20 protein-coding genes are annotated in these 22,403 nt (G+C 71.8%); 15 read left to right on the top strand and 5 right to left on the bottom strand.

Features of this window, described 5'->3' with window-relative positions; translation table 11 throughout:
• The first annotated feature begins 25 nt into the window (after positions 1-25).
• From AC3ETA_RS16570 to AC3ETA_RS16555, 4 genes are all read left to right on the top strand, one after another.
• On the top strand, positions 26-790 hold the full coding sequence (locus AC3ETA_RS16570) for a DeoR/GlpR family DNA-binding transcription regulator (RefSeq protein WP_432193645.1): 765 nt from the start codon (positions 26-28) through the stop codon (positions 788-790).
• A complete protein-coding gene (locus tag AC3ETA_RS16565) occupies positions 787-2,127 on the top strand; it encodes a 6-phospho-beta-glucosidase (protein WP_432193644.1) in 1,341 nt (446 codons plus the stop codon). Before AC3ETA_RS16570 ends, AC3ETA_RS16565 begins: the two co-directional genes overlap by 4 nt.
• Before the next feature lie 99 nt (positions 2,128-2,226).
• A complete protein-coding gene (locus AC3ETA_RS16560; protein ID WP_432193643.1) occupies positions 2,227-5,274 on the top strand; it encodes an alpha-mannosidase in 3,048 nt (1,015 codons plus the stop codon).
• On the top strand, positions 5,274-6,524 hold the full coding sequence (locus AC3ETA_RS16555; RefSeq protein WP_432193642.1) for an alpha-L-fucosidase: 1,251 nt from the start codon (positions 5,274-5,276) through the stop codon (positions 6,522-6,524). The genes AC3ETA_RS16560 and AC3ETA_RS16555 overlap by 1 nt, the downstream gene beginning before the upstream one ends.
• 219 nt (positions 6,525-6,743) lie before the next feature.
• Here AC3ETA_RS16555 and AC3ETA_RS16550 read toward each other — a convergent pair whose 3' ends face one another.
• Together AC3ETA_RS16550 and AC3ETA_RS16545 are read right to left on the bottom strand one after the other, a co-directional pair.
• The gene (locus tag AC3ETA_RS16550; protein WP_432193641.1) at positions 6,744-8,426 is read right to left on the bottom strand and encodes a carbohydrate binding domain-containing protein; all 1,683 of its coding nucleotides are present in this window, start codon (positions 8,424-8,426) and stop codon (positions 6,744-6,746) included.
• Between the two features lie 200 nt (positions 8,427-8,626).
• Positions 8,627-9,763, bottom strand: coding sequence for an ATP-grasp domain-containing protein (locus AC3ETA_RS16545; protein ID WP_432193640.1), 1,137 nt, complete (start codon positions 9,761-9,763; stop codon positions 8,627-8,629).
• Positions 9,764-10,096: 333 nt separating this feature from the next.
• On the opposite strand from AC3ETA_RS16545, the gene AC3ETA_RS16540 reads away from it, so the two are divergent.
• Positions 10,097-10,957 (top strand): metallophosphoesterase family protein, encoded by an 861-nt coding sequence (locus AC3ETA_RS16540; protein ID WP_432193639.1) that lies wholly within the window; start codon positions 10,097-10,099, stop codon positions 10,955-10,957.
• Positions 10,954-11,634, top strand: coding sequence for a 4'-phosphopantetheinyl transferase family protein (locus AC3ETA_RS16535; RefSeq protein WP_432193638.1), 681 nt, complete (start codon positions 10,954-10,956; stop codon positions 11,632-11,634). The genes AC3ETA_RS16540 and AC3ETA_RS16535 overlap by 4 nt, the downstream gene beginning before the upstream one ends.
• A gap of 26 nt (positions 11,635-11,660) precedes the next feature.
• On the opposite strand, the gene AC3ETA_RS16530 is transcribed toward AC3ETA_RS16535, so the two are convergent.
• Entirely contained in the window at positions 11,661-11,891 is a 231-nt protein-coding gene (locus AC3ETA_RS16530; protein ID WP_432193637.1) for a hypothetical protein, read from the bottom strand.
• Between the two features lie 232 nt (positions 11,892-12,123).
• Between AC3ETA_RS16530 and AC3ETA_RS16525 the strand changes: the two genes are divergently transcribed.
• On the top strand, positions 12,124-13,167 hold the full coding sequence (locus AC3ETA_RS16525; protein WP_432193636.1) for an alpha/beta fold hydrolase: 1,044 nt from the start codon (positions 12,124-12,126) through the stop codon (positions 13,165-13,167).
• 37 nt (positions 13,168-13,204) lie between these two features.
• Here the strand turns inward: AC3ETA_RS16525 and AC3ETA_RS16520 are convergent, their stop codons facing one another.
• Complete coding sequence (locus AC3ETA_RS16520) at positions 13,205-13,729, bottom strand: toxin-antitoxin system, toxin component (RefSeq protein WP_432193724.1); 525 nt, start codon at positions 13,727-13,729, stop codon at positions 13,205-13,207.
• Between the two features lie 39 nt (positions 13,730-13,768).
• Entirely contained in the window at positions 13,769-14,419 is a 651-nt protein-coding gene (locus AC3ETA_RS16515; RefSeq protein WP_359053445.1) for a helix-turn-helix domain-containing protein, read from the bottom strand.
• 223 nt (positions 14,420-14,642) lie between these two features.
• On the opposite strand from AC3ETA_RS16515, the gene AC3ETA_RS16510 reads away from it, so the two are divergent.
• The 8 genes from AC3ETA_RS16510 to AC3ETA_RS16475 all read left to right on the top strand — a co-directional run bounded on the left by AC3ETA_RS16510 (position 14,643) and on the right by AC3ETA_RS16475 (position 22,361).
• Positions 14,643-15,305 carry an MmyB family transcriptional regulator gene (locus AC3ETA_RS16510; RefSeq protein WP_432193635.1) on the top strand — a complete coding sequence of 221 codons (663 nt, stop codon included), beginning with the start codon at positions 14,643-14,645 and terminating at the stop codon, positions 15,303-15,305.
• 163 nt (positions 15,306-15,468) lie between these two features.
• Positions 15,469-16,620 carry an NAD(P)/FAD-dependent oxidoreductase gene (locus AC3ETA_RS16505; RefSeq protein WP_432193634.1) on the top strand — a complete coding sequence of 384 codons (1,152 nt, stop codon included), beginning with the start codon at positions 15,469-15,471 and terminating at the stop codon, positions 16,618-16,620.
• The gene (locus tag AC3ETA_RS16500) at positions 16,617-16,919 is read left to right on the top strand and encodes a (2Fe-2S)-binding protein (protein WP_432193633.1); all 303 of its coding nucleotides are present in this window, start codon (positions 16,617-16,619) and stop codon (positions 16,917-16,919) included. Before AC3ETA_RS16505 ends, AC3ETA_RS16500 begins: the two co-directional genes overlap by 4 nt.
• Positions 16,912-18,333 carry an FAD-dependent oxidoreductase gene (locus AC3ETA_RS16495; protein ID WP_432193632.1) on the top strand — a complete coding sequence of 474 codons (1,422 nt, stop codon included), beginning with the start codon at positions 16,912-16,914 and terminating at the stop codon, positions 18,331-18,333. The genes AC3ETA_RS16500 and AC3ETA_RS16495 overlap by 8 nt, the downstream gene beginning before the upstream one ends.
• A 141-nt stretch (positions 18,334-18,474) precedes the next feature.
• On the top strand, positions 18,475-19,371 hold the full coding sequence (locus AC3ETA_RS16490; protein ID WP_432193631.1) for a dihydrodipicolinate synthase family protein: 897 nt from the start codon (positions 18,475-18,477) through the stop codon (positions 19,369-19,371).
• A 20-nt stretch (positions 19,372-19,391) separates the two neighbouring features.
• Positions 19,392-20,393, top strand: coding sequence for a proline racemase family protein (locus AC3ETA_RS16485; protein ID WP_432193630.1), 1,002 nt, complete (start codon positions 19,392-19,394; stop codon positions 20,391-20,393).
• Positions 20,394-20,613: 220 nt separating this feature from the next.
• Positions 20,614-21,312, top strand: a complete 699-nt coding sequence (locus AC3ETA_RS16480) for a GntR family transcriptional regulator (protein ID WP_432193629.1) — start codon at positions 20,614-20,616, stop codon at positions 21,310-21,312.
• Between the two features lie 50 nt (positions 21,313-21,362).
• On the top strand, positions 21,363-22,361 hold the full coding sequence (locus AC3ETA_RS16475) for a LacI family DNA-binding transcriptional regulator (protein WP_432193628.1): 999 nt from the start codon (positions 21,363-21,365) through the stop codon (positions 22,359-22,361).
• Positions 22,362-22,403: the final 42 nt, after the last annotated feature.

Here is a 22,403-nt window from a genome sequence, read left to right as displayed (position 1 = left end):
GAAGATGACGAGTAGTGTTCACGCCGTGCTGGCAGAACGACGACACCAACTCATCCTGCGGGCCCTGCGCTCAGGAGGCCCCGCGGCCGTGACCGATCTCTCCGATCAGCTGGGCGTGAGCCCCGCCACGATCAGGCGTGACCTGCTCAAACTCGAGGAGGACGGCCTGCTGACACGTGTGCACGGCGGCGCGGTCATGGAGGAGGGCGACCAGCCCTTCGCCGAGGTCGCCGAGGTGCGCGTGGCCGAGAAGGACGCCATAGCCGCGCACGCGGCCGCCATGGTCGAGGACGGCCAGTCCGTGCTGCTCGACATCGGCACCACCGCCTTCCGGCTGGCACGCCAGCTGCACGGCCGCCGTCTCACCGTGATCACCAGCAACCTGGTGGTCTACGAGGAGCTCGCCGACGACGAGGGCATCGAGCTGGTGCTGCTCGGCGGCATGCTCCGCCGTGAGTACCGCTCCCTGGTCGGCTTCCTCACCGAGGACAATCTGCGCCAGCTGCATGCCGACTGGCTGTTCCTGGGCACCAGTGGAGTGCGGCCGGGCGGGCAGGTGATGGACACGACGGTCGTCGAGGTGCCGGTGAAGCGGGCCATGATCAAGGCCGGCGACAAGGTCGTCCTGCTCGCCGACGCGGCGAAGTTCCCCGGGCACGGCATGGCGAAGGTGTGCGGGCCCGAGGACCTGGACGTGGTGGTGACGAACGAGCCGGTCGACCCGGTGACGCGGGCCTCCTTGCAGGAGGCGGGCGTCGAGGTCGTCGTGGCGGGAAAGGTGCAGACGTGAAGCTGACGATTCTCGGCGGCGGAGGATTCCGTGTGCCGCTGGTGTACGGGGCGCTCCTGGCGGACCGCGCCGAGGGCAGGGTCACCCACGTCGTGCTGCACGACCTGGACGCCGGGCGTCTGGACGCCGTGACGCGGGTGCTCGCCGAACAGGCGGCGGGCGTGCCCGACGCGCCCGAGGTCACCGCCACGACCGACCTGGACGAGGCCCTGCGCGGCGCCGACTTCGTCTTCTCCGCGATCCGCGTCGGCGGCCTCGAAGGCCGGGCGGACGACGAGCGGGTCGCCCTCGCCGAGGGCGTCCTGGGCCAGGAGACGGTCGGCGCGGGCGGCATCGCCTACGGCCTGCGCACGGTCCCGGTCGCCGTCGACATCGCCCGGCGCGTCGCCCGCCTCGCACCCGACGCCTGGGTCATCAACTTCACCAACCCCGCGGGCCTGGTCACCGAGGCCATGTCCCGCCACCTCGGCGACCGCGTCATCGGCATCTGCGACTCGCCGGTCGGCCTCGGCCGCCGTATCGCCCGCGTGCTCGGTGTGAAGAATCCCGGCGAGGCGTGGATCGACTACGTCGGCCTCAACCACCTCGGCTGGGTGCGCGGCCTGCGCGTCGCCGGCCGTGACGAGCTCCCGCGCCTGCTCGCCGACCCCGACCTGCTCGGCTCCTTCGAGGAGGGCAAGCTCTTCGGCGTCGACTGGCTCCGCTCCCTCGGCGCCATCCCCAACGAATACCTGCACTACTACTACTTCAACCGCGAGGCCGTCCGCGCCTACCAGGAGGCCGACAAGACCCGCGGCGCCTTCCTGCGCGACCAGCAGGCAGGCTTCTACGAGCGGATGCGCGATCCCGGTGCCGCCGCCCTGGAGGTCTGGGACCGCACCCGCGCCGAGCGCGAGGCCACCTACATGTCGGAGAACCGGGAGACGGCCGGCGCCGGCGAGCGCGACGCCGACGACCTCTCAGGCGGCTACGAGAAGGTGGCGCTCGCGCTGATGCGGGCCATCGCCCGGGACGAGCGCACGACCCTGATCCTCAACGTCCGCAACCGGAGCACGCTGTCGGTGCTCGACTCCGAAGCCGTGATCGAGGTGCCCTGCCTGGTCGACGCCAACGGCGCCCACCCGGTCGCCGTCGCCCCGCTGCCCGATCACGCCACCGGGCTCGTCTGCTCGGTCAAGGCGGTCGAGCGGGAGGTGCTGGCCGCGGCCGAGTCCGGCTCCCGCGCGACGGCCGTGAAGGCGTTCGCGCTGCACCCGCTGGTCGACTCGGTCAACGTGGCCCGCAGGCTGGTGGAGGGGTACTCCGCCGTCCACCCGGGACTGGCGTACCTTAAGTAGCGCTCGCCCGCCGAAAGCGCTTTCCCTCGTCCCTGATCGCCTTCCCCGCCCTGCCCGCCCCTCGCCTCCCCTCCGTTCTCTCCCTCCCTGGAGACCCTGATGCACGACGAACGCCGCCGGATCGAGGAACGCGTCGAGCGCGTCCACAACCAGCGCATCAAGCCCGCGATCTACTCGGCCACCGTCCCCTTCGAGGTGGAGGCCTGGCAGGCGCCGGGCGAGCCGGTCCCCTTCGAGGAGGCGGCAGCCGCCCGGTACCGGCCCTTCGCGATGGACACCCCGTGGGGCCCGCCCTGGGGCACGACCTGGTTCCGGATGCGCGGACAGGTACCCGCCGAGTGGGCCGGACGCCGCGTCGAGGCGGTCATCGACCTCGGTTTCGTGGGTGACTGGCCCGGCAACCAGGCCGAGGCCTTGGTCCACCTCGCCGACGGCCGCCCCCTGAAGGCGGTCAACCCGCTCAACCAGTACGTGCCGATCGGCAACCCGGCCGCGGGCGGCGAGGAGATCGACTACCTCGTCGAGGCCGCCTCCAACCCCGACATCCTGGCCGACGACTTCGCGGCCCCGACCCCCCTCGGCGACGTCCTCACCGCCGGCGACAAGCCGCTGTACACCTTCAGGCGCGCCGACCTCGCCGTCCTGGACGAGGAGGTCTGGCACCTCGACCTGGACCTCCAGGTGCTGCGCGAGCTCATGGTCCACCTCGGCGAGCACGAGCCGCGCCGGCACGAGATCATGCACGCCCTGGACCGGGCCATGGACGTCCTCGACCTGGACGACATCTCCGGCAGCGCGGCGGCCGTACGCGAGGTCCTCGCCCCCGTCCTCGCCAAGCCCGCGCACGCCAGCGCCCACACCGTCTCCGGCGTCGGCCACGCCCACATCGACTCCGCGTGGCTGTGGCCCATCCGCGAGACCAAGCGCAAGACGTCCCGCACCTTCTCCAACGTCACGTCCCTCGCGGACGAGTACGACGACTTCATCTTCGCCTGCTCGCAGGCCCAGCAGTACGAGTGGGTGCGCGACAACTACCCGCACGTGTGGGCCCGGATCCAGGAGTCCGTGAAGAAGGGCCAGTGGGCGCCGGTCGGCGGCATGTGGGTCGAGGCCGACGGCAACCTGCCCGGCGGCGAGGCCATCGCCCGCCAGCTCATCCACGGCAAGCGGTTCTTCATCGAGCACTTCGGCGTCGAGACCAAGGGCGTCTGGCTGCCCGACTCCTTCGGCTACACCGCCGCCTACCCGCAGCTCGCCAAGCTGGCCGGCAACGAGTGGTTCCTGACCCAGAAGATCTCCTGGAACCAGACCAACAAGTTCCCCCACCACACCTTCTGGTGGGAGGGAATCGACGGCACCCGCATCTTCACCCACTTCCCGCCCGTCGACACCTACAACGCCCGCTTCAGCGGCGAGGAGATGGACCGCGCGGTCCGCAACTACTCCGAGAAGGGCGGTGGCACGCGCTCGCTGGCCCCCTTCGGCTGGGGCGACGGCGGTGGCGGCCCCACCCGCGAGATCATGGAGCGGGCGCGCCGGCTCGCCGACCTGGAGGGCTCGCCCAAGGTCGTCGTGGAGCACCCGGACGAGTTCTTCGCCAAGGCTCGCGCCGAGTACGAGGACGCCCCCGTCTGGAACGGCGAGCTCTACCTGGAGCTGCACCGCGCCACCTACACCTCCCAGGCCCGCACCAAGCAGGGCAACCGCCGCAGCGAGCACAAGCTCCGCGAGGCCGAGCTGTGGGCGACGACCGCCGCGCTGCACGCGCCGGGCTACGCCTACCCGTACGAGAAACTCGACCGGCTCTGGAAGACGGTCCTGCTGCACCAGTTCCACGACATCCTGCCGGGCTCCTCGATCGCCTGGGTGCACCGCGAGGCCGAGGCCGAATACGCCCGCGTGGCAGCCGAGTTGGAGGAGCTGACGACCGAGGCGGTCGCGGCGCTGGGCGGCGGAGAGGCCCGGGTCTTCAACACGAGCCCGTATCCGCGCGCCGAGGTGGTCCGTACGTCCGAGGGCGCACCGGCGTACGTCGAGGTGCCCGCGAGCGGCAGTGCGCCCCTGACCGGCGCCGGGCCCGCGCAGCCGGTGAAGGCCGAGGGCCGTGTCCTCGACAACGGGCTGGTGCGGGTCGAGGTGGCGGAGGACGGCACGCTCGCCTCCGTGTTCGACCTCCGGGCTCAGCGTGAAGTCCTCGCCGACCAGGGCAACCTGCTCCGCCTGCACACGGACCTGCCCAACTACTGGGACGCCTGGGACATCGACAAGCACTACCGCAACCGCTACAAGGACCTGCTGGAGACGGAGTCGGTGACCGTCGTCGAACAGGATCCGCTGATCGGCGCGATCCGGGTCACCCGCGCCTTCGGCAAGGGCTCGAAGCTCACCCAGACCGTCACCCTGCGCGCGGGCAGTCCCCGGATCGACTTCGAGACCGAGATCGACTGGCACGAGGCCGAGAAGATCCTCAAGGCGGGCTTCCCGGTCGACATCCGCGCCCCGCACTCCTCCGCGGAGATCCAGTTCGGTCACATCCAGCGGCCCACCCACACCAACACCAGCTGGGAGGCGGCCCGTTTCGAGGTCTCCGGCCACCGCTGGGTGCACATCGCCGAGCCCGGCTACGGCGTCGCCGTCATCAACGACTCGACGTACGGCCACGACGTGACCCGCACGGTCCGCGAGGACGGCGGCACGACGACCCGGGTCAGCCTCAGCCTGGTGCGCGCCCCGCGCGTCCCGGACCCCGAGGCCGACCAGGGCATGCACCGCTTCACCTACTCCCTGCTGCCCGGCGCGGACATCGAGGACGCCGTCGCCGAGGGCTACGCCCTCAACCTCCCGCTGCGCGTGGCGGACGCGGCCGGTGCGCCCGAACCGGTCGTCTCGGTCGACGGCGACGGTGTGACCGTCGAGGCGGTCAAGCTGGCCGACGACCGGTCCGGCGTCGTCGTCGTACGCCTCTACGAGTCGCGGGGCGGCCGGGCGCAGGGCGTGCTGCGCACCGGGTTCCCGCTGGCCGGCGCCCAGATCACCGACCTTCTGGAGCGCCCCCTGGAGGCCGCCGAGACCGACGGCGGGGTGCCCGTGTCGCTGCGCCCCTTCCAGGTGCTGACCCTTCGCCTCCAGCGCGCCGAGGTGGACTGATGGCGATACAACCCTGGTTCGCCGACGCCAAGTTGGGGATCTTCGTCCACTGGGGCATCTACGCCGTCGACGGCGTCCAGGAGTCCTGGTCGTTCTACGACGACATCGTCCCCTACGACCGGTACATGTCCCAGTTCGACCGGTTCACCGCCGCCCGCTACGAACCGCGCGACTGGGCGAAGCTCTTCGCGCGGGCCGGCGCCAGGTACGCGGTGCTGACCAGCCGTCACCACGACGGCGTGGCCCTGTGGGACACGGCCCACGGCGATCTGAACGTGGGCCGCGACCTGATCGCCGGGTACGCCGACGCCCTGCGCGAGCAGGGCCTCAAGGTCGGTCTGTACTACTCCCACTCGGACTGGAGCCACCCCGACTACGCCTCCACCCGCAAGCCCGGCCGCCCGCCGGAGCTGGAGGACAACCGGTACTCCGAGGTCGCCGCGCAGGACGAGGACCTGGCCGCCTGGGAACGGTTCCTCGACTACCGGGACGGCCAGATAAGGGAGTTGACCTCCCGCTACAAGCCGGACCTGCTGTGGTTCGACGGTGAGTGGGACCGCAGTGAGGAGCAGTGGCGCATCCCGGAGCTGGCCGCGCTGATCCGCTCCGAGGTGCCGGACGTCGTCTTCAACGCCCGCATGCTCAGCGAGGGCGACTACGCCACGCCCGAGCAGGGCGCCCCGGTCGTCCCGCCCGACGGCCCCTGGGAGCTGTGCCTGACGATCAACGACTCCTGGGGGCATCAGCACCACGACCACAACCACAAGACGGTCGACCAGCTGATCCGCTACTTCGCCGAGACCATCGGTGCAGGCGGCAACCTGCTGCTGAGCGTGGGCCCGCGGGAGGACGGCACGATCCCGGCCGAACAGGCCGAGCGGCTGGAGGGACTCGGCGACTGGATCGCCAAGCACGCGGAAGCGGTGTACGGCACCGAACGCGGCCTGCCGGCCGGTCACCACTACGGCCCGAGCACCCTCTCCAAGGACCGCCGCACCCTGTACCTGGTGCTCTTCGACGCCCCGCGCGCCGAGATCAACGTACGCGGGCTGCTCGGTGGGGTGCGCCGGGTCACGGTGCTCGGCACCGGACGGGAACTGGCCCACCGGATCACCGGCGGTCTGCACGAGACGCCCGGGGTGCTCTGGATCGAACCGCCCACCGGGGCGGAGCTCGACCCGCACGCCACGGTGCTCGCGGTCGAGCTGGACGGGGAGCTGGAGCTGTACCGGGGCTCGGGCCGCTTCTGACCCACCGTCCCGCGGTTGACTTCGGGCCGGTCGGCCGCCGCCCCCGTCGCAGCGGTCGGCCGGCCCGAATCCCCCGTGCTTCCCCCGTGGTGGTGCTTCCCCCGTGTTTCTCGGTCCCCCGTCAGTGCTCCCCCGTTTGCCTTTCACTCTTATGAGCACGCCGGTGGCGCCCTGATACACCCTCCCGGAAAAAATTCTCCCGGGAGGGTGACAGGGGGCTCAGCCGGTGAACCCGGCCGTGATCGAAGTGAACTGCCAGTTGCTCTGGCTGATCCCGGAGCAGTTGCTCGTCACGCCGCCGCCCGGGCACGGCCGGTCACGGTTGACCGACCAGAACGCGAGACGGGCGAGGTGATGGGAGTTCGCCCAGTCCCGGATCTGCGTCCAGGTCGCGGTCGAGGTGAGCTCCTGCTGGTCGGACAGCCCGTTCATGCCGGAGATGCCGATGTGGGCGTAGGCCGTCGCGTCGTCCCACCCGAAGGTGGACTTCAGCTTGTTCTTCAGCCCCTCCGTGGCGTTCACGGTGTTGCCGTACATGTCGGCGCCGCCGCCGAAGTCGAACGGCATGATCGTGAAGACGTCGATGTCCGCGTTGAGCGCCTTGGCCTGCTCGATGAGCCGGTTGCCCCAGTACGTCGGCCCGGTCGTGGAGGTGCCGAAGGTGAGGACGGTCCGCAGGCCCGGGTTGTTCGCCTTGACGATCTTCAGGGCGTTCAGGATCCGGTCCTGCACGGTGGCGTTCTCGAACTCGTCGGTGTTCTCGATGTCGACGTCGATCGCCTTCAGCCCGTAGGCGTTGATGACCTTCTGGTACGCCCCCGCCAGTGCCTCGGCGCCGGCACAGTTCGGCCCGAGCTTGTTGCCGCTCCAGCCGCCGATCGACGGGACGATGTCACCGCCCGCGGACCGGATGGAGTTGATGACGCTCTGGTCGTTGCCGCCGGTCAGCGGCCGTGACCCGTCCCAGGCGGGGTTGCAGCCGCCCGAGGAGAGGATGAACGCCATCGTGTACCACTTGATCCCGGTCGAGCTCATCACCGAGGTCGCGCTCGGCGGATCGCCCCAGCCCAGGTACAGATAGGGCGCGGCCTGCTTGAAGCCGGTGCCGCCACCGCCGCCCGCGTCCGTCGTGACGGTGACGGCGTTGGAGGCCGCCGACACGTTCCCGGCCGCGTCCCGTGCCTTCACCGTGAATGTGTGACCGGTGCTGGGCGACAGCCCGCTGACCGTCGCGCTCGTACCGGAGACGCTGAGCACCTGGGTCGAGCCGCGGAAGACGTCGTACCCGGTCACCCCGACGTTGTCCGTCGAGGCGTTCCACGCCAGCGACACGCTCGACGAGGTCTTTCCGGTGGACCGCAGGCTGCCCGGCACGCTCGGCGCCTGGCTGTCCGAGCCGCCACCGGGCCCGTCGAGGCTGATGTCGTCGGCGTAGTAGGTGCCCTGGGCGTACCAGCCGTGCACGTACACCCGGGCGCTGGTCTGCGAGGCACCGGTCGTGAACGACAGCGACAGCCGGCTGTACACCGACGGCGACGACGTCCAGGTGGAGGCACCGCCCTCCACACCGAGGTACACGTAGGACCCGCGTACCCAGCCGCTGAGGCTGTACGTGGTGTTCGGCTGCACCGCGACGGTCTGGCCGCACTTGGCGATGTCGCTCGAACTGACGGCACCCGCGAGGGCCTTGGACCCACCGTGCACGGGCGAGGAGACGACCGACCCGAGATTGCCGGTGCAGCTCCACGGGGAGAGGCCGCCCGACTCGAAGCCGGCGTTGGACACGACATTGGCCGCCTGGGCCGTACCGGGAAGAGCGACGGCTCCGGCGATCGCAAGAGCGCCGGACCCGACCAGAGCGAGAAGTCGACGTCTCAGACGTCTGAGGGGTTGGTTGCGCACGTGATCTCCCTGGAAAGTGGGGTGTTCGGGAGTGCACAGATGCAGAGGTGTGCAGAGAGGTGCGCAGACCAAGTTGGTATGGACCAATTCTGGTGTCAAGTGCCGACGCCGAGATTGGTCCATACCAGGGTGATGAAATGCCTTCAGAGGTGCGGGGAGCCGCGTGATCGGCCACGCACGACCCGCACCCGGCGAACGACCTAGAGCGGCAGGACCTGAGCTGTCCCACTCTGGACCGAGTCGACCGGTGCCGGGGACGGCACGGCCGGCAGCAGTGGCTCCGCCTCCCCGGCCGCGCGCTGCTGGGGAATGGACACCGGGCGCAACTGGCGCGGGCCCGAGACCACCGTGTAGTCCTGTCCGAGGAACGGGGGCACCACCTCGCCCGGGTCCTCGCCGAGTGCCAGCTGGACGGCCAGCCACGGGACATTGACGCCGCACAGCGACAGCTGGTGCAGCCCGCCCGCGGGGCGTGTGTTGACGTCCATCAGGACCGGCGTGTCGCCGAACATCCGGAACTGGATGTTGGACAGGTAGTGCAGGCCGAACCCTTCCGCGATCAGCCGCGCCGGCTCCAGCCACTGCTCCTGGAGAGTGAAGCCGCGCCGACGCCCGCTCTTGCTGCGCCCGATCGCCAGCCGCACCCGGTTGTCCGGCCCGGTCAGGCAGTCCACCGACACCTCCGGCTGCTCCAGCCGGGGCATCACCAGCCAGTCCACCGGCTCGTCGGTCCGCCGCAGGGCGTCCTCCACCAGATCCAGCTGCACATACGGCGTCGGGAAACCGCTCAGGTGCATCAGCGAGAAGGGGGAGCGCGTGATGACGCGGAAGCCCACCCCGCCCGCACCGGACGCCGGCTTGAAGCAGGCCTTGTGCCCCGCCTCCTCCAACTCCTCGACGGCGGCGACGAGTTCGTCGGCGTTGCGCACCCGCCACCACGGCGGCACCGGCACCCCGACGGCCTGCACGGCCTCGTACGCGATCACCTTGTCCTGGAAGACGGCCACGGCCTCCGGCGGCGGCGCCAGCAGCGCCGTACCGACCGCCTCGAACTCCGCGCGGTGCGCCACGATCGCCGACTGGTGCAAACGGGGCACGAACACGTCGATGCCCCGGCGTCCGCACTGGGCGAGGGCGTACTCCACGTACCCGGCCGGGGACAGCCCCTCCGGCTCCAGCTCGGCGGTGTCGGCGGCGGCGAGCACGGGCGAGTCGGCGTCCCCGTGCGTCGCATGGATCTCCACGGCCCGATCGCTGGGATTTCTGCGCAGCTGATCCATGAAGAACACGTTCTCCGCGTACGTGCGGTTGAGCCAGACGCGTACGCGAGAGACCATGCAGGGCCGTCCTTTCGGGGTTCGCGGGCACGGCGAAGCAGGCCCGTGCCCGGGCAGGGAGGTTGGAGGTACACCAAACCGCCCCTTGCGAAGGGACGTTCACGGCGGTGGTGTTGGGGCGATCATACGGGTTTCAAGGGGTGCCGCGTGCAACGTACGTGTTACGGAATTGCGGATGCTTCCCGACCGTCCGGAGCACCCCGCCGATCCTCCCGGGGCATCCCCGCTGCTCCCTCCCGGTGACGACGCGATCCGGCCTTGTACGGGTGGGGCACTCTGTGTTCTGGTGGTCCTGTTCGTGTGATCGTTCCGTGTGACCGGAAGGGGCGAAGGGTGACATCGACGGCCGGCGGTGCCGGACAGCTGCTGGCCATCAGCGACCTGCACATCGGATACGACGAGAACCGCGCTCTCGTCGAGAGGATGCGCCCCGACTCGGACGACGACTGGCTGCTGGTCGCCGGCGACGTGGCGGAGACCGTCGCCGACATCCGCTGGGCACTGAAGACGCTCGCCGGCCGCTTCAGCAAGGTCGTCTGGGCGCCCGGCAACCACGAGCTGTGGACCCACCCGAAGGACTCGGTCACCCTGCGCGGCGTCGAGCGCTACGAGCACCTGGTCGAGGTGTGCCGGGAACTCGGCGTGACGACCCCCGAGGACCCCTACCCCGTCTGGGAGGGACCCGGCGGTCCGGTCGCCGTGGCGCCGCTGTTCCTGCTGTACGACTACTCCTTCCTGCCCTCCGGCTGCGCCACCAAGGAGGAGGGCCTGAAGTACGCGCACGGCACCGGGATCGTGTGCAACGACGAGTACCTGCTGCACCCCGACCCCTACCCGTCGCGCGAGGCCTGGTGCGAGGCCCGGGTCGCCGAGACCGAGCGCCGGCTCGCCGCACTGCCCGAGGACCTGCCCACCGTCCTCGTCAACCACTACCCGCTGGACCGGCATCCCACGAACGTGTTGTGGTACCCCGAGTTCGCCATGTGGTGCGGCACCCGGCTGACCGCGGACTGGCACCGCAGGTTCCGCGCCCGGACCATGGTCTACGGCCACCTCCACATCCCGCGGACCACCTGGCACGAGGGCGTCCGCTTCGAGGAGGTCTCGGTGGGGTACCCCCGCGAGTGGCGCAAGCGACCGGACCCGCCGGGCCGGCTGCGCCGCATTCTGCCGAAGGAGGGCGCGGCCCGGTGATCGAGGAACTGCTGCCGGAGCCGGTGGTCACCGTCGAGGCGTACGGCAACGACGAGCACGCGAGCGCGGCCCTGTACCCCGAGGAGGAGGCCGTCGTCGCCAAGGCGGTCGACAAGCGCCGCCGCGAGTTCGCCGTCGTACGGTCCTGCGCGCGCCGCGCCATGGAGAAGCTCGGCGTGCCCCCGCAGCCCGTCCTGCCCGGTGAACGCGGCGCCCCCGGCTGGCCGGCCGGCCTGGTCGGCAGCATGACCCACTGCGACGGCTACGGCGCCGCAGCCCTGGTCCGCGCCGCCGAGCTGGCCTCCGTCGGCATCGACGCCGAACCCCACCAGCCCCTCCCGGAGGGTGTGCTGCCCGCCGTCGCGCTGCCCGCCGAGGCGGACCGGCTGCGCCGGCTGGCCGGCGACCACCCGGACGTCCACTGGGACCGGCTCCTGTTCAGCGCCAAGGAGTCCGTCTACAAGGCGTGGTTCCCCCTCACCGGCAAGTGGCTGGACTTCACCGAGGCCGACATAGACGTGTTCGGCGACCCCGGTGAGCGGCACAGCGGTGGCCTGCGCGCCCGGCTCCTCGTGCCGGGCCCGCTCGTGGGCGGGCGCCGGATCGACGTCTTCGAGGGCCGGTGGACCGTCCAGCGGGGGCTGGTGGCGACCGCGGTCAGCGTGCCGCACACCTGAGCCCCCTCCTGGCGTCGCGAGGCCCGCTACGGCTCCGCCGGGTACCAGCCCTTCAGCAGCCGGAAGAACTCCTCCTCGTTGCCCGTCAGACCCGCATCCGCCAGCGCCTGTTCCGCCTCGGCGAGCACGGCGGGCGGCACCACGGGTGGTCGGCCCTTCCCGGGCGGACCGTCGAACGCGGCTCGTACGGTGTGCAAAAGCCGCAGGTAGGCCTGGACGGCGGTGCGCTCGCGATCGGTCAGTACGGCAGTGGGCATCGGTCGGCTCTCCCCAAGTCGGCGTCGTCGCGTCACGCCCCGCACATGAGGGCGCACCACCAGCTTGCCGTCCACCACTGACAATCGGGTTCGGCCCCACGTCCGTTCGCCCGCTTAGCGGAGGCGAAACCTCCTTGAAATCCCTGGTGGGAAAGCCGTCCCTACGCTGGAGGGAACGGCTTTCGGCCGCACGCCCGCGGCCGGGGAACACGGCAGGAACGGAGGTGGGCGCGTGGCCGATGCCCAGAGCCGACGCCCGGTGCGCGCCGTACGGCTGCGTCCGGTCGGCGACGGAGAACTCGCGTTGCAGTACCGCGTCGTGCACGGCTACCGGCGCGCCTTCCGGATGGCCGGCGAGGGGCCGGCGCTGGTGCTGATCCACGGCATCGGGGACTCCTCCGACACCTGGGCCGAACTGATCCCCGACCTCGCCCGCACGCACACGGTGATCGCCCCGGACCTGCTCGGCCACGGTGCCTCCGACAAGCCGCGCGCCGACTACTCGGTCGCCGCCTACGCCAACGGGGTGCGGGATCTGCTCACCACACTCGGCATCGAGTCGGCGACGCTGGTCGGGCACTCGCTGGGCGGGGGAGTGGCCATGCAGTTCGCCTACCAGTTCCCCGAGCGCACGGAGCGGCTGATCCTGGTCAGCGCGGGCGGAGTCGGCCGCGAGGTCAATCCGGTACTGCGGCTGGTCTCGCTGCCGGGCGCCCATCTGATGCTGTCCGCGCTGCGGCTGCCGGGGATGCGGCTGCAAGTGGGGCAGGCGGTACGGCTGATGAGGTTCCTGGACACCGACCTCGGGCAGGACGCGCCGGAACTGCTGACCCTCGTCGACGCCCTGCCCGACGACACTTCGCGCAACGCCTTCATCCGTACCCTGCGGGCGGTGGTCGACTGGCGCGGGCAGGTGGTCACCATGCTGGACCGCTGCTACCTGACCGAGGGCATGCCGACCATGCTGCTGTGGGGCGACCGGGACAGCGTGGTGCCGGTGCGGCACGCCTACGGCGCGCACGAGGCGATGCCCGGCAGCCGCCTGGAGATCTTCGAGGGGGCGGGCCACTTCCCGTTCCACACCGACCCGGACCGTTTCGTCGCGCTGGTCGAGGAGTTCACCGGCAGCACGGCCGCCGCCGACTGGAGCCGCGAGAACTGGCGGGAGATGCTGCGGGCGGGGCGGCCCGGCACGGCGGCGGGGCAGCCGGACACGGCCCGTTCCCGGGCGGTGGAGCGGGAGCTGCGGGAGGCGAGCGAGCGCAGCGCGACCTGACCAGCGACGCGGCGCCCGACCCCGGGGGTGCCCACGATCAGCCCTGCGGCCCCAGATAGCCCAGCGACGCCTCGATACGCCCCGCCAGATGATCCCGCTGCCCCCGCACCGAGGCGTCCGCCAGCCAGGTGCGGCACTTGCTCGCCAGCAGGAGGCCGAAGCTCTCGGCCTCCTGCTCGTCGGCCTCGTCGAAGCGGCTGCGGGCGGCGACCTTCAGCACCGTCGAGCGCAGATCGGCGTCGTCGCTGAGCAGCCGGGCCGCAACGGTCGCGCCCTCGATGCTGTGGCTGCAGTGACCGGCCTTCATGTGCCACAGCTCGTGGCCGAGGATCACCAACTGGTGGTCCGGCGCGGTGCGTTCCTCGATCACGACCAGGTCCTGGTCGGCCATGTCGAGCCACAGCCCGCTCGCGGTGCCGGCCGGGAAGGCCGCCGTACGGAAGTGGACGGGACGGCCGCGGCGTCTGCTCATCGCGTCGCACAGGGCGCGGTACAGCATGCCGGGCGCCACGGGAGCGGGGAGCTCCAGCTCCGCGATCAACTCGCCGCACAGGCGGCGCATTTCCCTACCGATGCCCACTGCTCTCCCGTTCTCCCCGGATCACGACTCGGGTCGCTTGACGCTCTCCAGGAGCATGTCCAGCCACTCCGCGACTTTGTCGCGATGCTGGTCGGTGGGCAGTTGGGCGGCACGCCACGCTATGCCGCGCACGCCGTGGTCCTGGAGCAGTCTCTCCAGCGGGTCCTCGGCGGCCTGGGCCGCCTCGCGCTCCGCGAGCTTCTGGAGCAGGTCCTGTTCGGTGCGCTGGAGGGAGCCCGCGAGCGCCTCGGGGTCCTCGGCCGTGAGGAATCCGGCGTGCACCCGGAAGAAACGCTGAATGGCGTCGCAGTGCTCCATGGTGGGACGACGGTCGCCGTTGATCAGGGCGCCGGCCTGCTGGCGGGACATGCCCGCGCCGTCGGCGATCTCCTGCTGGGTGTACTTGCGGCCGTTCGGTTTCAGCCGGGTGCGGCGCAACAGGTCGAGCCGCTGGAGGAAACGCGCCTGCACATCGGGCTCCCCCGCGGGGCGGCCGCTCAGCAGGGCCTTGACGACCGGTTCCGGAACGCCGGAGGCGACGGACAGCCGTCCGGTGTCGAAGACCTCGGCGTGCGACACGCCGAGCCGGTCGGCGAGCGCGGTGACACGGGCGACGACGGCCGGCAGCGCTACCGTCGGCGTGGCGCCCGAACCCTCGAAGCCATCCGTCACCGGCAGATCTCCTACGTCTCTCACAGGCTCCTCACGAGCCCTTCCCGTGAACTCGACGGAGATTACCGGGTAGTTCGAACTCACATCCAGGTCTCGCCACAACTGTGGCCAATTTCAGCCGTCAACAGGCATGAAATGCCACGATAGTTGACACGGCTCGGGCTCGGGCAGCAGGATCAGGGCGCCGCGTGAAGGCCGCATAGGCAAGAGGGGTGACCTCCCGATGGCATATCAGGCAGGTGGGGAGCGGTCCGTGCCGCGCCCCGTCCTCGAGAGGCCGGAGGCCCAGGCCTATCTGCGGGACTACGCCGCTCTCGTGGAGGCCGTGCCCTTCCCGTCCGTCGTGCTGGACCACCGCTGGGACGTCGTCCTGGCGAACACCGCTTTCGCGTCACTTTTCCGCGGGGTGGGCCCGCATCCGACGGCGATGCCCGACGACAACTTCCTCAGATTCGTGCTCTTCCACCCGGACGCGAGCACGGTCCTCGGCGAGCACGAGTCGAGCTGGTGCCTGCCGATGCTGGCGCACTTCGCCGCCGCCGTGGAGCGGCACGGCCACGACCACGGGCTGCAGGCCATCCGCCGTGACATCGCACAGGACCCGATCATGGAGGCCGCCTACCGGCAGGGCCTGCCGCACTGGATCCGCACGGTCGGCGAGCGGGCCGTCGCCCGGGACGGCGCCGTACGGCCGCTGCTGCACCCCGACCCGCGCTGGGGTGCGACCGAGTGCCGGGTCGTGGACGAGACGCCCAGGACCCTCGAGGAGATGGGCTACACCCGGCTGACGCTGGTGCTGCGCGAGCTGCGCCGCGAGCGGCCCAGGACGCGAGTGGCGCGCCGCGGCGCCGCCCATCTGCGCGTCGTGACCGCCGCCGAGGACTGAACGGGGCACCGTCGGCGTTCAGGTCGCCGACGGCGCCCCGTCAGCGCGCGGGAAGGTTCCGTCCCGCAGCCCGCCGGGGAGTCCCCCGGGTGCCGCTCCCCTTTTGCCGGACGACGGGCGTCGCACCATTCCGTCGCAGGGTGGTGTGTGACATAGTACTGGCGTGAACGAGCGACTGACCTGCGACGTCGTGGTCGTCGGCGCGGGCATGGTGGGCGCGGCCTGCGCGCTGTACGCGGCCCGGGCGGGCCTGGACGTGATCCTCGTCGACCGCGGTCCGGTGGCGGGCGGCACCACCGGCGCCGGTGAGGGCAACCTCCTCGTCTCCGACAAGGAACCGGGCCCCGAACTGGACCTCGCCCTGCTGTCCGGCCGGCTGTGGGGCGAACTCGCCGCTGACTTCGGGGCGGCCGTCGAGTACGAGACCAAGGGCGGTGTCGTGGTGGCCTCGTCGCCGGACGGGCTCGCGGCGCTGGAGCGGTTCGCCGACGGACAGCGCGCCGCAGGGGTCGTCGCCGAACCGGTCGCGGGCGACGCCCTGTACGCACTCGAACCCCACCTCGCCCCCGGTCTGCCGGGCGGCGTCCACTATCCCCAGGACTGCCAGGTCATGCCCGCCCTGGCCGCCGCCCACCTCACCCGCGGCTCGGGCGCCCGGCTGTTCACCGGCCGTACGGTGACCGACGTACTGCGCACGCCGGCCGGCGCGGTGCGCGGGGTCCGAACGAACCTGGGCGACATCCACGCCCCCGCGGTCGTCAACGCCGCCGGCACCTGGGGCGGCGAACTCGCCGCGCTCGCGGGCGTCCCGCTGCCCGTCCTCCCGCGCCGCGGCTTCGTCCTGGTCACCGAACCCCTCCCGCGCAAGGTCCGCCACAAGGTCTACGCCGCCGACTACGTGGCCGACGTCGCCAGCGACTCGGCCGCGCTCCAGACCTCCCCGGTCGTCGAGGGCACGGCGGCGGGCCCGATCCTGATCGGCGCGAGCCGGGAACGCGTCGGCTTCGACCGGACCTTCTCACTGCCGGTCCTGCGGGCACTGGCGGCGGACGCGACGCGGCTGTTCCCGTTTCTGACGGACGTCCGCGCGATGCGTGCCTACCTCGGCTTCCGCCCGTACCTGCCCGACCACCTGCCCGCCGTCGGCCCCGACCCCCGCGTGCCCGGTCTGCATCACGCCTGCGGCCACGAGGGCGCCGGCATCGGACTGGCCACCGGCACCGGCCACTTGATCGCACAGGCCCTGACCGAGAAGACCCCCGACCTCGACCTGACGCCGTTCCGCCCCGACCGCTTCGGCGAGGAGGCCGTATGAGTACCCCTCTGGAGCTCGCCGACGCCCACCCGGGCCCGGCCTTCACGGTCACCCTCGACGGCCGGGAGATCGAGGCCCTGCCCGGCCAGACGGTCGCCGCCGCGCTGTGGGCGGCCGGGGTCACCTCCTGGCGGACCACCCGGGGCGCGGGCCGCGGGCGCGGCGTGTTCTGCGGCATCGGCGTCTGCTTCGACTGCCTGATCACCGTCAACGACCGCCCCAACCAACGGGCCTGTCTGGTGCCGTTGCACCCGGGCGACGCGATCCGGACCCAGGAAGGGACGGGGCACGATGACTGACCGCGACCCCGCAGACCGTGGAGCCCCGCACCTCGCCGTGATCGGCGCGGGGCCCGCAGGACTGGCCGCGGCCGTCGCCGCGGCCGCCCGAGGCGTCCGGGTCACGTTGATCGACTCGGCCGCGGCGGCGGGTGGCCAGTTCTACCGGCAGCCGGCCGACGGCCTGCGGGCCCGACGCCCGCAGGCCCTGCACCATCAGTGGCGGACCTGGGAGCGGCTGCGGGACGCGCTGGCGGCGCAGGTGGAGGCGCGCCGCGTACGGCATCTGACGGAACACCACGTCTGGTTCGTCGAGCGCCTGTCCGCCGGCGGATTCACCGTGCACGCCCTGCTCGGCCCCGAACAGCGGGACCCGGCCGAGGTACGCGCCGACGCCGTGCTCCTGGCCACCGGCGGCTACGAGAAGGTGCTGCCCTTCCCTGGCTGGACCCTCCCCGGCGTGGTCACGGCGGGCGGCGCCCAGGCCATGCTCAAGGGCGCCCTCGCGGTCTCCGGGCGGACCGCTGTCGTCGCCGGGACCGGCCCGCTGCTGCTGCCCGTGGCGACCGGGCTCGCCGCGGCCGGCGTCGAGGTCGCAGCCCTCGTGGAGTCCGCCGACCCGAAGGCGTTCCTGCGGCGCGCCCGGGCGCTGGTGGCGCAGCCCGCCAAGGTCGCCGAAGGCGCGCAGTACGCGGCCGAGTTGCTGCGCCACCGGGTGCGCCCGCTCGCGCGGCACACCGTCGTCGAGGCGCACGGCAGCGAACGGCTGGAGGCCGTCACCGTCGCCGCGCTCGACGTCGACGGGCGGGTCCGGCCCGGCACCGGACGCCGCTTCGCCTGCGACACCCTCGCCGTCGGCCACGGGATGCTCCCGCACACCGACCTCGCCGAGACCCTCGGCTGCGGCCTCGACGGACTCGCCGTACGCGTGGACGACGAGCAGCGCACCGACGTGCCCGGCGTCTGGGCCGCGGGGGAGACGACCGGCATCGGAGGGGCGGCGCTCTCGCTCGCCGAGGGGCACATCGCCGGACGATCGGCCGCCGCCCGTCTGCGCGGCACGCGGCCCGACCCGGACGGGTGGGCGGCCGCCGCCGAGGTTCGTACCGGACTGCGCGCCTTCTTCACCACGCTCGACTCCGTGTACGCGCCGCCCGCGCGCTGGACCGACCGGATCACCGACGACACCGTCGTCTGCCGCTGCGAGGAGGTCACCGGCGGCGCGATCCGGGCGGCGGTGGTGGAACTGGGCGCCGGGGACGCCAGGACCGTGAAGCTGCTGACCCGGGCCGGGATGGGGTGGTGCCAGGGACGGGTGTGCGGACCGGCGGTCGCGGGGCTCGCCGGGTGCGAACTCGGCGTCTCGCGCAGGCCGTTCGCCCGGCCCGTACCGCTCGGTGTGCTCGCGCGGGCGGGGGAGAACGAGGACGGCTGAGCGCCGAAGCCGACCGGTGCCGAAGCCGACCGGCGCCGGAGCCTGGCGGGCACCGGAGCCTGGCGGGTGTCGAAGCCGGCGGTCGCCTGACACCGGTACGAGATCAATGCAATGTCACACTCCACTGAGAGGGAACCCGAGATGACCGTCACCGAACACCGTCCCTGGCGTGGCGTCCTGGTCGCCACCGCCCTGCCGCTCGACGACAACCTCCGCGTGGACCACGGCAAGTACGCCGAGCACTGCTCCTGGCTCGTCGAGAACGGCTGCGACGGTGTCGTACCGAACGGGAGCCTCGGCGAGTACCAGGTGCTCGCCCCCGAGGAGCGGGCGAAGGCAGTGGAGACGGCCGTCGCCGCGATCGGCGGCACCCGCGTGATGCCCGGGGTGGCCGCCTACGGTTCGGCCGAGTCCCGGCGCTGGGCGGAGCAGGCCCGGGACGCGGGCTGTGCGTCGGTGATGCTGCTGCCGCCGAACGCCTACCGGGCCGACGAGCGCTCCGTCCTCGCCCACTACGAGGAGGTCGCCGGGGCGGGCGTCCCGGTCGTGGCCTACAACAACCCCATCGACACCAAGGTCGACCTCGTCCCCGAACTGCTCGCCAAACTGCACGGAGAGGGATACATCCAGGCGGTGAAGGAGTTCTCCGGCGACGTCCGGCGCGCCTACCAGCTCGCCGAACTCGCCCCGGAACTCGACCTGTTGATCGGCGCCGACGACGTCCTGCTGGAACTCGCGCTCGCCGGCGCCAAGGGCTGGGTGGCCGGCTACCCGAACGCGCTGCCCCGGGCCTGCGTGGAGCTGTACCGCGCGGCCGTCGGCGGCGACCTCGGCACCGCGAAGAAGCTGTACGAGCAGTTGCATCCGCTGCTGCGCTGGGACTCCAAGGTCGAGTTCGTGCAGGCGATCAAGCTCTCCATGGACATCGTGGGCCGGCACGGGGGACGCTGCCGTCCGCCCCGGGTGCCGCTGCTGCCGGAGCAGGAGGCGGCGATCCGCGCCGCGACCGAGAAGGCCGTGGCCGCCGGGCTCGCGTGATCACAAGGGAGGCTGGACCCATGCGCAGCAAACTCGTCCTGCACGCCGTCGACTCGCACACCGAGGGCATGCCCACCCGCGTGATCACCGGCGGGATCGGCACCGTCCCCGGCGCGACCATGAACGAGCGGCGCCTGTACTTCCGTGAGCACCGCGACGACATCAAGCAGCTCCTGATGAACGAGCCGCGCGGCCACTCGGCGATGAGCGGCGCCATCCTCCAGCCGCCCACCCGCCCCGACTGCGACTGGGGCGTGCTCTACATCGAGGTCTCCGGCTACCTCCCGATGTGCGGGCACGGCACGATCGGGGTCGCGACGGTGCTCGTCGAGACCGGCATGGTGGAGGCCGTCGAGCCGGTCACCACCATCCGGCTCGACACCCCGGCGGGTCTGGTCGTCGCCGAGGTGGCCGTAAAGGACGGTGCCGCCAAGGCGGTCACCCTGAAGAACGTGCCGTCCTTCTCCGTCGCCCTGGACCGCAAGATCACCCTCGCGGACGGGCGCACGGTGACATACGACATGGCGTACGGCGGCAACTTCTACGCCATCCTGCCGCTGGAGCAGTTCGGGCTGCCCTTCGACCGCTCCCGCAAGGACGACATCCTCCAGGCCGGCCTCTCCCTCATGGCGGCGATCAACGCCGAGGAGGAGCCCGTCCACCCGGAGGACCCGTCCATCCGCGGCTGCCACCACGTCCACCTGATCGCCCCCGGCGCCACCGCCCGCCACTCCCGGCACGCGATGGCCATCCACCCCGGCTGGTTCGACCGTTCGCCCTGCGGCACGGGCACGAGCGCCCGCATGGCGCAGCTGCACGCGCGCGGTGCACTGCCGCTGCACACCGAATTCGTGAACGAGTCCTTCATCGGCACCAGCTTCACCGGCCGGCTCCTCGGCACCACCGAGGTCGCCGGCCGTCCCGCCGTCCTGCCCAGTTTCACCGGCCGCGCGTGGATCACCGGGACCGCGCAGTACCTGCTCGATCCCTCGGACCCGTTCCCGGCCGGGTTCGTGCTCTAGGAACGGGCCCGGCCAAGGGCGGACGCCGGGGATAATGGCCGGTACCGCGTGACGGTAGCGCGTGACATTGCACCAACGCCTGACGGTCACGATGCACCAGGGCGCCTCACGGTCACGATGTACCAGGGCGCGTCACGATCAGGACGCACCGGCGCGTCACGATGTACCAGAGCATCGCGACGCACCGGCGCGTCACGATGCACCAGCTAGGAGACACCACATGGCCGCCCAGCGCACCGGCGCCCCGTCCGCCGCAGCCGCCCCGGCGCTGCCCAGTCTGGGCGGCAGGAAGAGCAGCTACCGGGAGCGGGTCGGCGACGCCCTGCGGGCCGCGCTGATCGCCGGGGAACTGCTCCCCGGCGAGGTGTACTCGGCGCCCACGCTCGCCGCCCGCTTCGGCGTCTCCGCGACGCCGGTGCGCGAGGCCATGCTCGACCTGGTCAAGGAGGGCCTGGTCGACACGGTTCCCAACAAGGGCTTCCGGGTCACCGCAGTCTCCGAGAAGCAGCTCGACGAGTACACCCACATCCGGGCCCTGATCGAGATCCCGACGGTGGTGGAACTGGCCCGCACCGCCGACAAGGTCTCCCTGGAAGCGCTGCGCCCCGCCGCCCGGGAGATCGTCCAGGCCGCCGTCTCCGGTGACCTCATCGCGTACGTCGAGGCCGACACCCGCTTCCACCTCGGCCTGCTCGCCCTCGCCGGCAACGTCCACCTCGTCGAGGTCGTCGGTGACCTCCGCAAGCGCTCCCGCCTCTACGGCCTCACCGCACTCGTCGAGGCCGGCCGCCTCCTCGCCTCCGCCGAGGAGCACCTCGAACTCATCGACGCCCTGATCGCCCGCGACGAGAAGGCCGTGCGCGAGGTCATGACGCGCCACCTGGGGCACGTGCGCGGACTCTGGGCCGCGAAGAAGTAGACGCCGCCGGAACGCAAGCCGCTTGCGCTTCTTGCGCTATTCTTGCGTCCATGACGCGACGACTTGCTGAAGTGGCGAAGAAGGTCGGGGTCAGCGAGGCCACGGTCAGCCGGGTGCTCAACGACAAGCCCGGAGTCTCCGAGGCCACCCGGCAGGCGGTGCTCTCCGCGCTGGACGTCCTCGGCTACGAGCGGCCCACGCAGCTGCGCGGCGAACGCGCCCGGCTCGTCGGCCTGGTGCTGCCCGAGCTCCAGAACCCGATCTTCCCGGCGTTCGCGGAGGTGATCGGCGGCGCGCTCGCCCAGCTGGGCCTGACCCCGGTGCTGTGCACCCAGACCAAGGGCGGGGTGTCCGAGGCCGACTATGTCGCGTTGCTGCTGCAACAGCAGGTCTCCGGGGTGGTGTTCGCCGGCGGGTTGTACGCCCAGGCCGACGCGCCGCACGACCACTACAAGGAGCTCGCCGACCGCAACATCCCGGTGGTGCTGGTCAACGCGGCCATCGAACACCTCGGCTTCCCGGCGGTCTCGTGCGACGACGCCGTGGCCGTCGAGCAGGCCTGGCGGCATCTGGCCTCGCTCGGGCACGAGCGCATCGGGCTGGTGCTCGGGCCGGGTGACCACATGCCGTCGGCGCGTAAGCTGGCCGCCGCGCGCAGCGTCGCGGGGGACCTGCCCGACGAGCGTGTGGCGCGGGCCATCTTCTCGATCGAGGGGGGTCACGCCGCCGCCGGCCGGCTGATCGACCGCGGGGTCACCGGCATCATCTGCGCGAGCGACCCCCTGGCGCTCGGCGCGATCAGGGCCGCCCGCCGCAAGGGGCTCGACGTCCCGTCGGAGGTCTCCGTGGTCGGCTACGACGACTCGGCTTTCATGAACTGCACCGAGCCTCCGCTCACCACCGTCCGCCAGCCCATCGAGGCCATGGGCAGGGCGGCCGTGGAGCTGCTGAGCGCGCAGATCGCCGGCACCGCCGTACCCGCGGAAGAGCTCCTCTTCGAGCCGGAGTTGGTGGTGCGGGGCTCGACGGCGCAGGCCCCTCGCGCCTGACGCCCCCGCCCCGCGGCGCATCCCGTCGTCCCTGAGGGATGC

This window comes from Streptomyces sp. bgisy027 (assembly GCF_057710365.1).
Note: the sequence above shows the minus strand (reverse complement) of the source record. Positions and strands in the feature narration are given on the sequence as shown.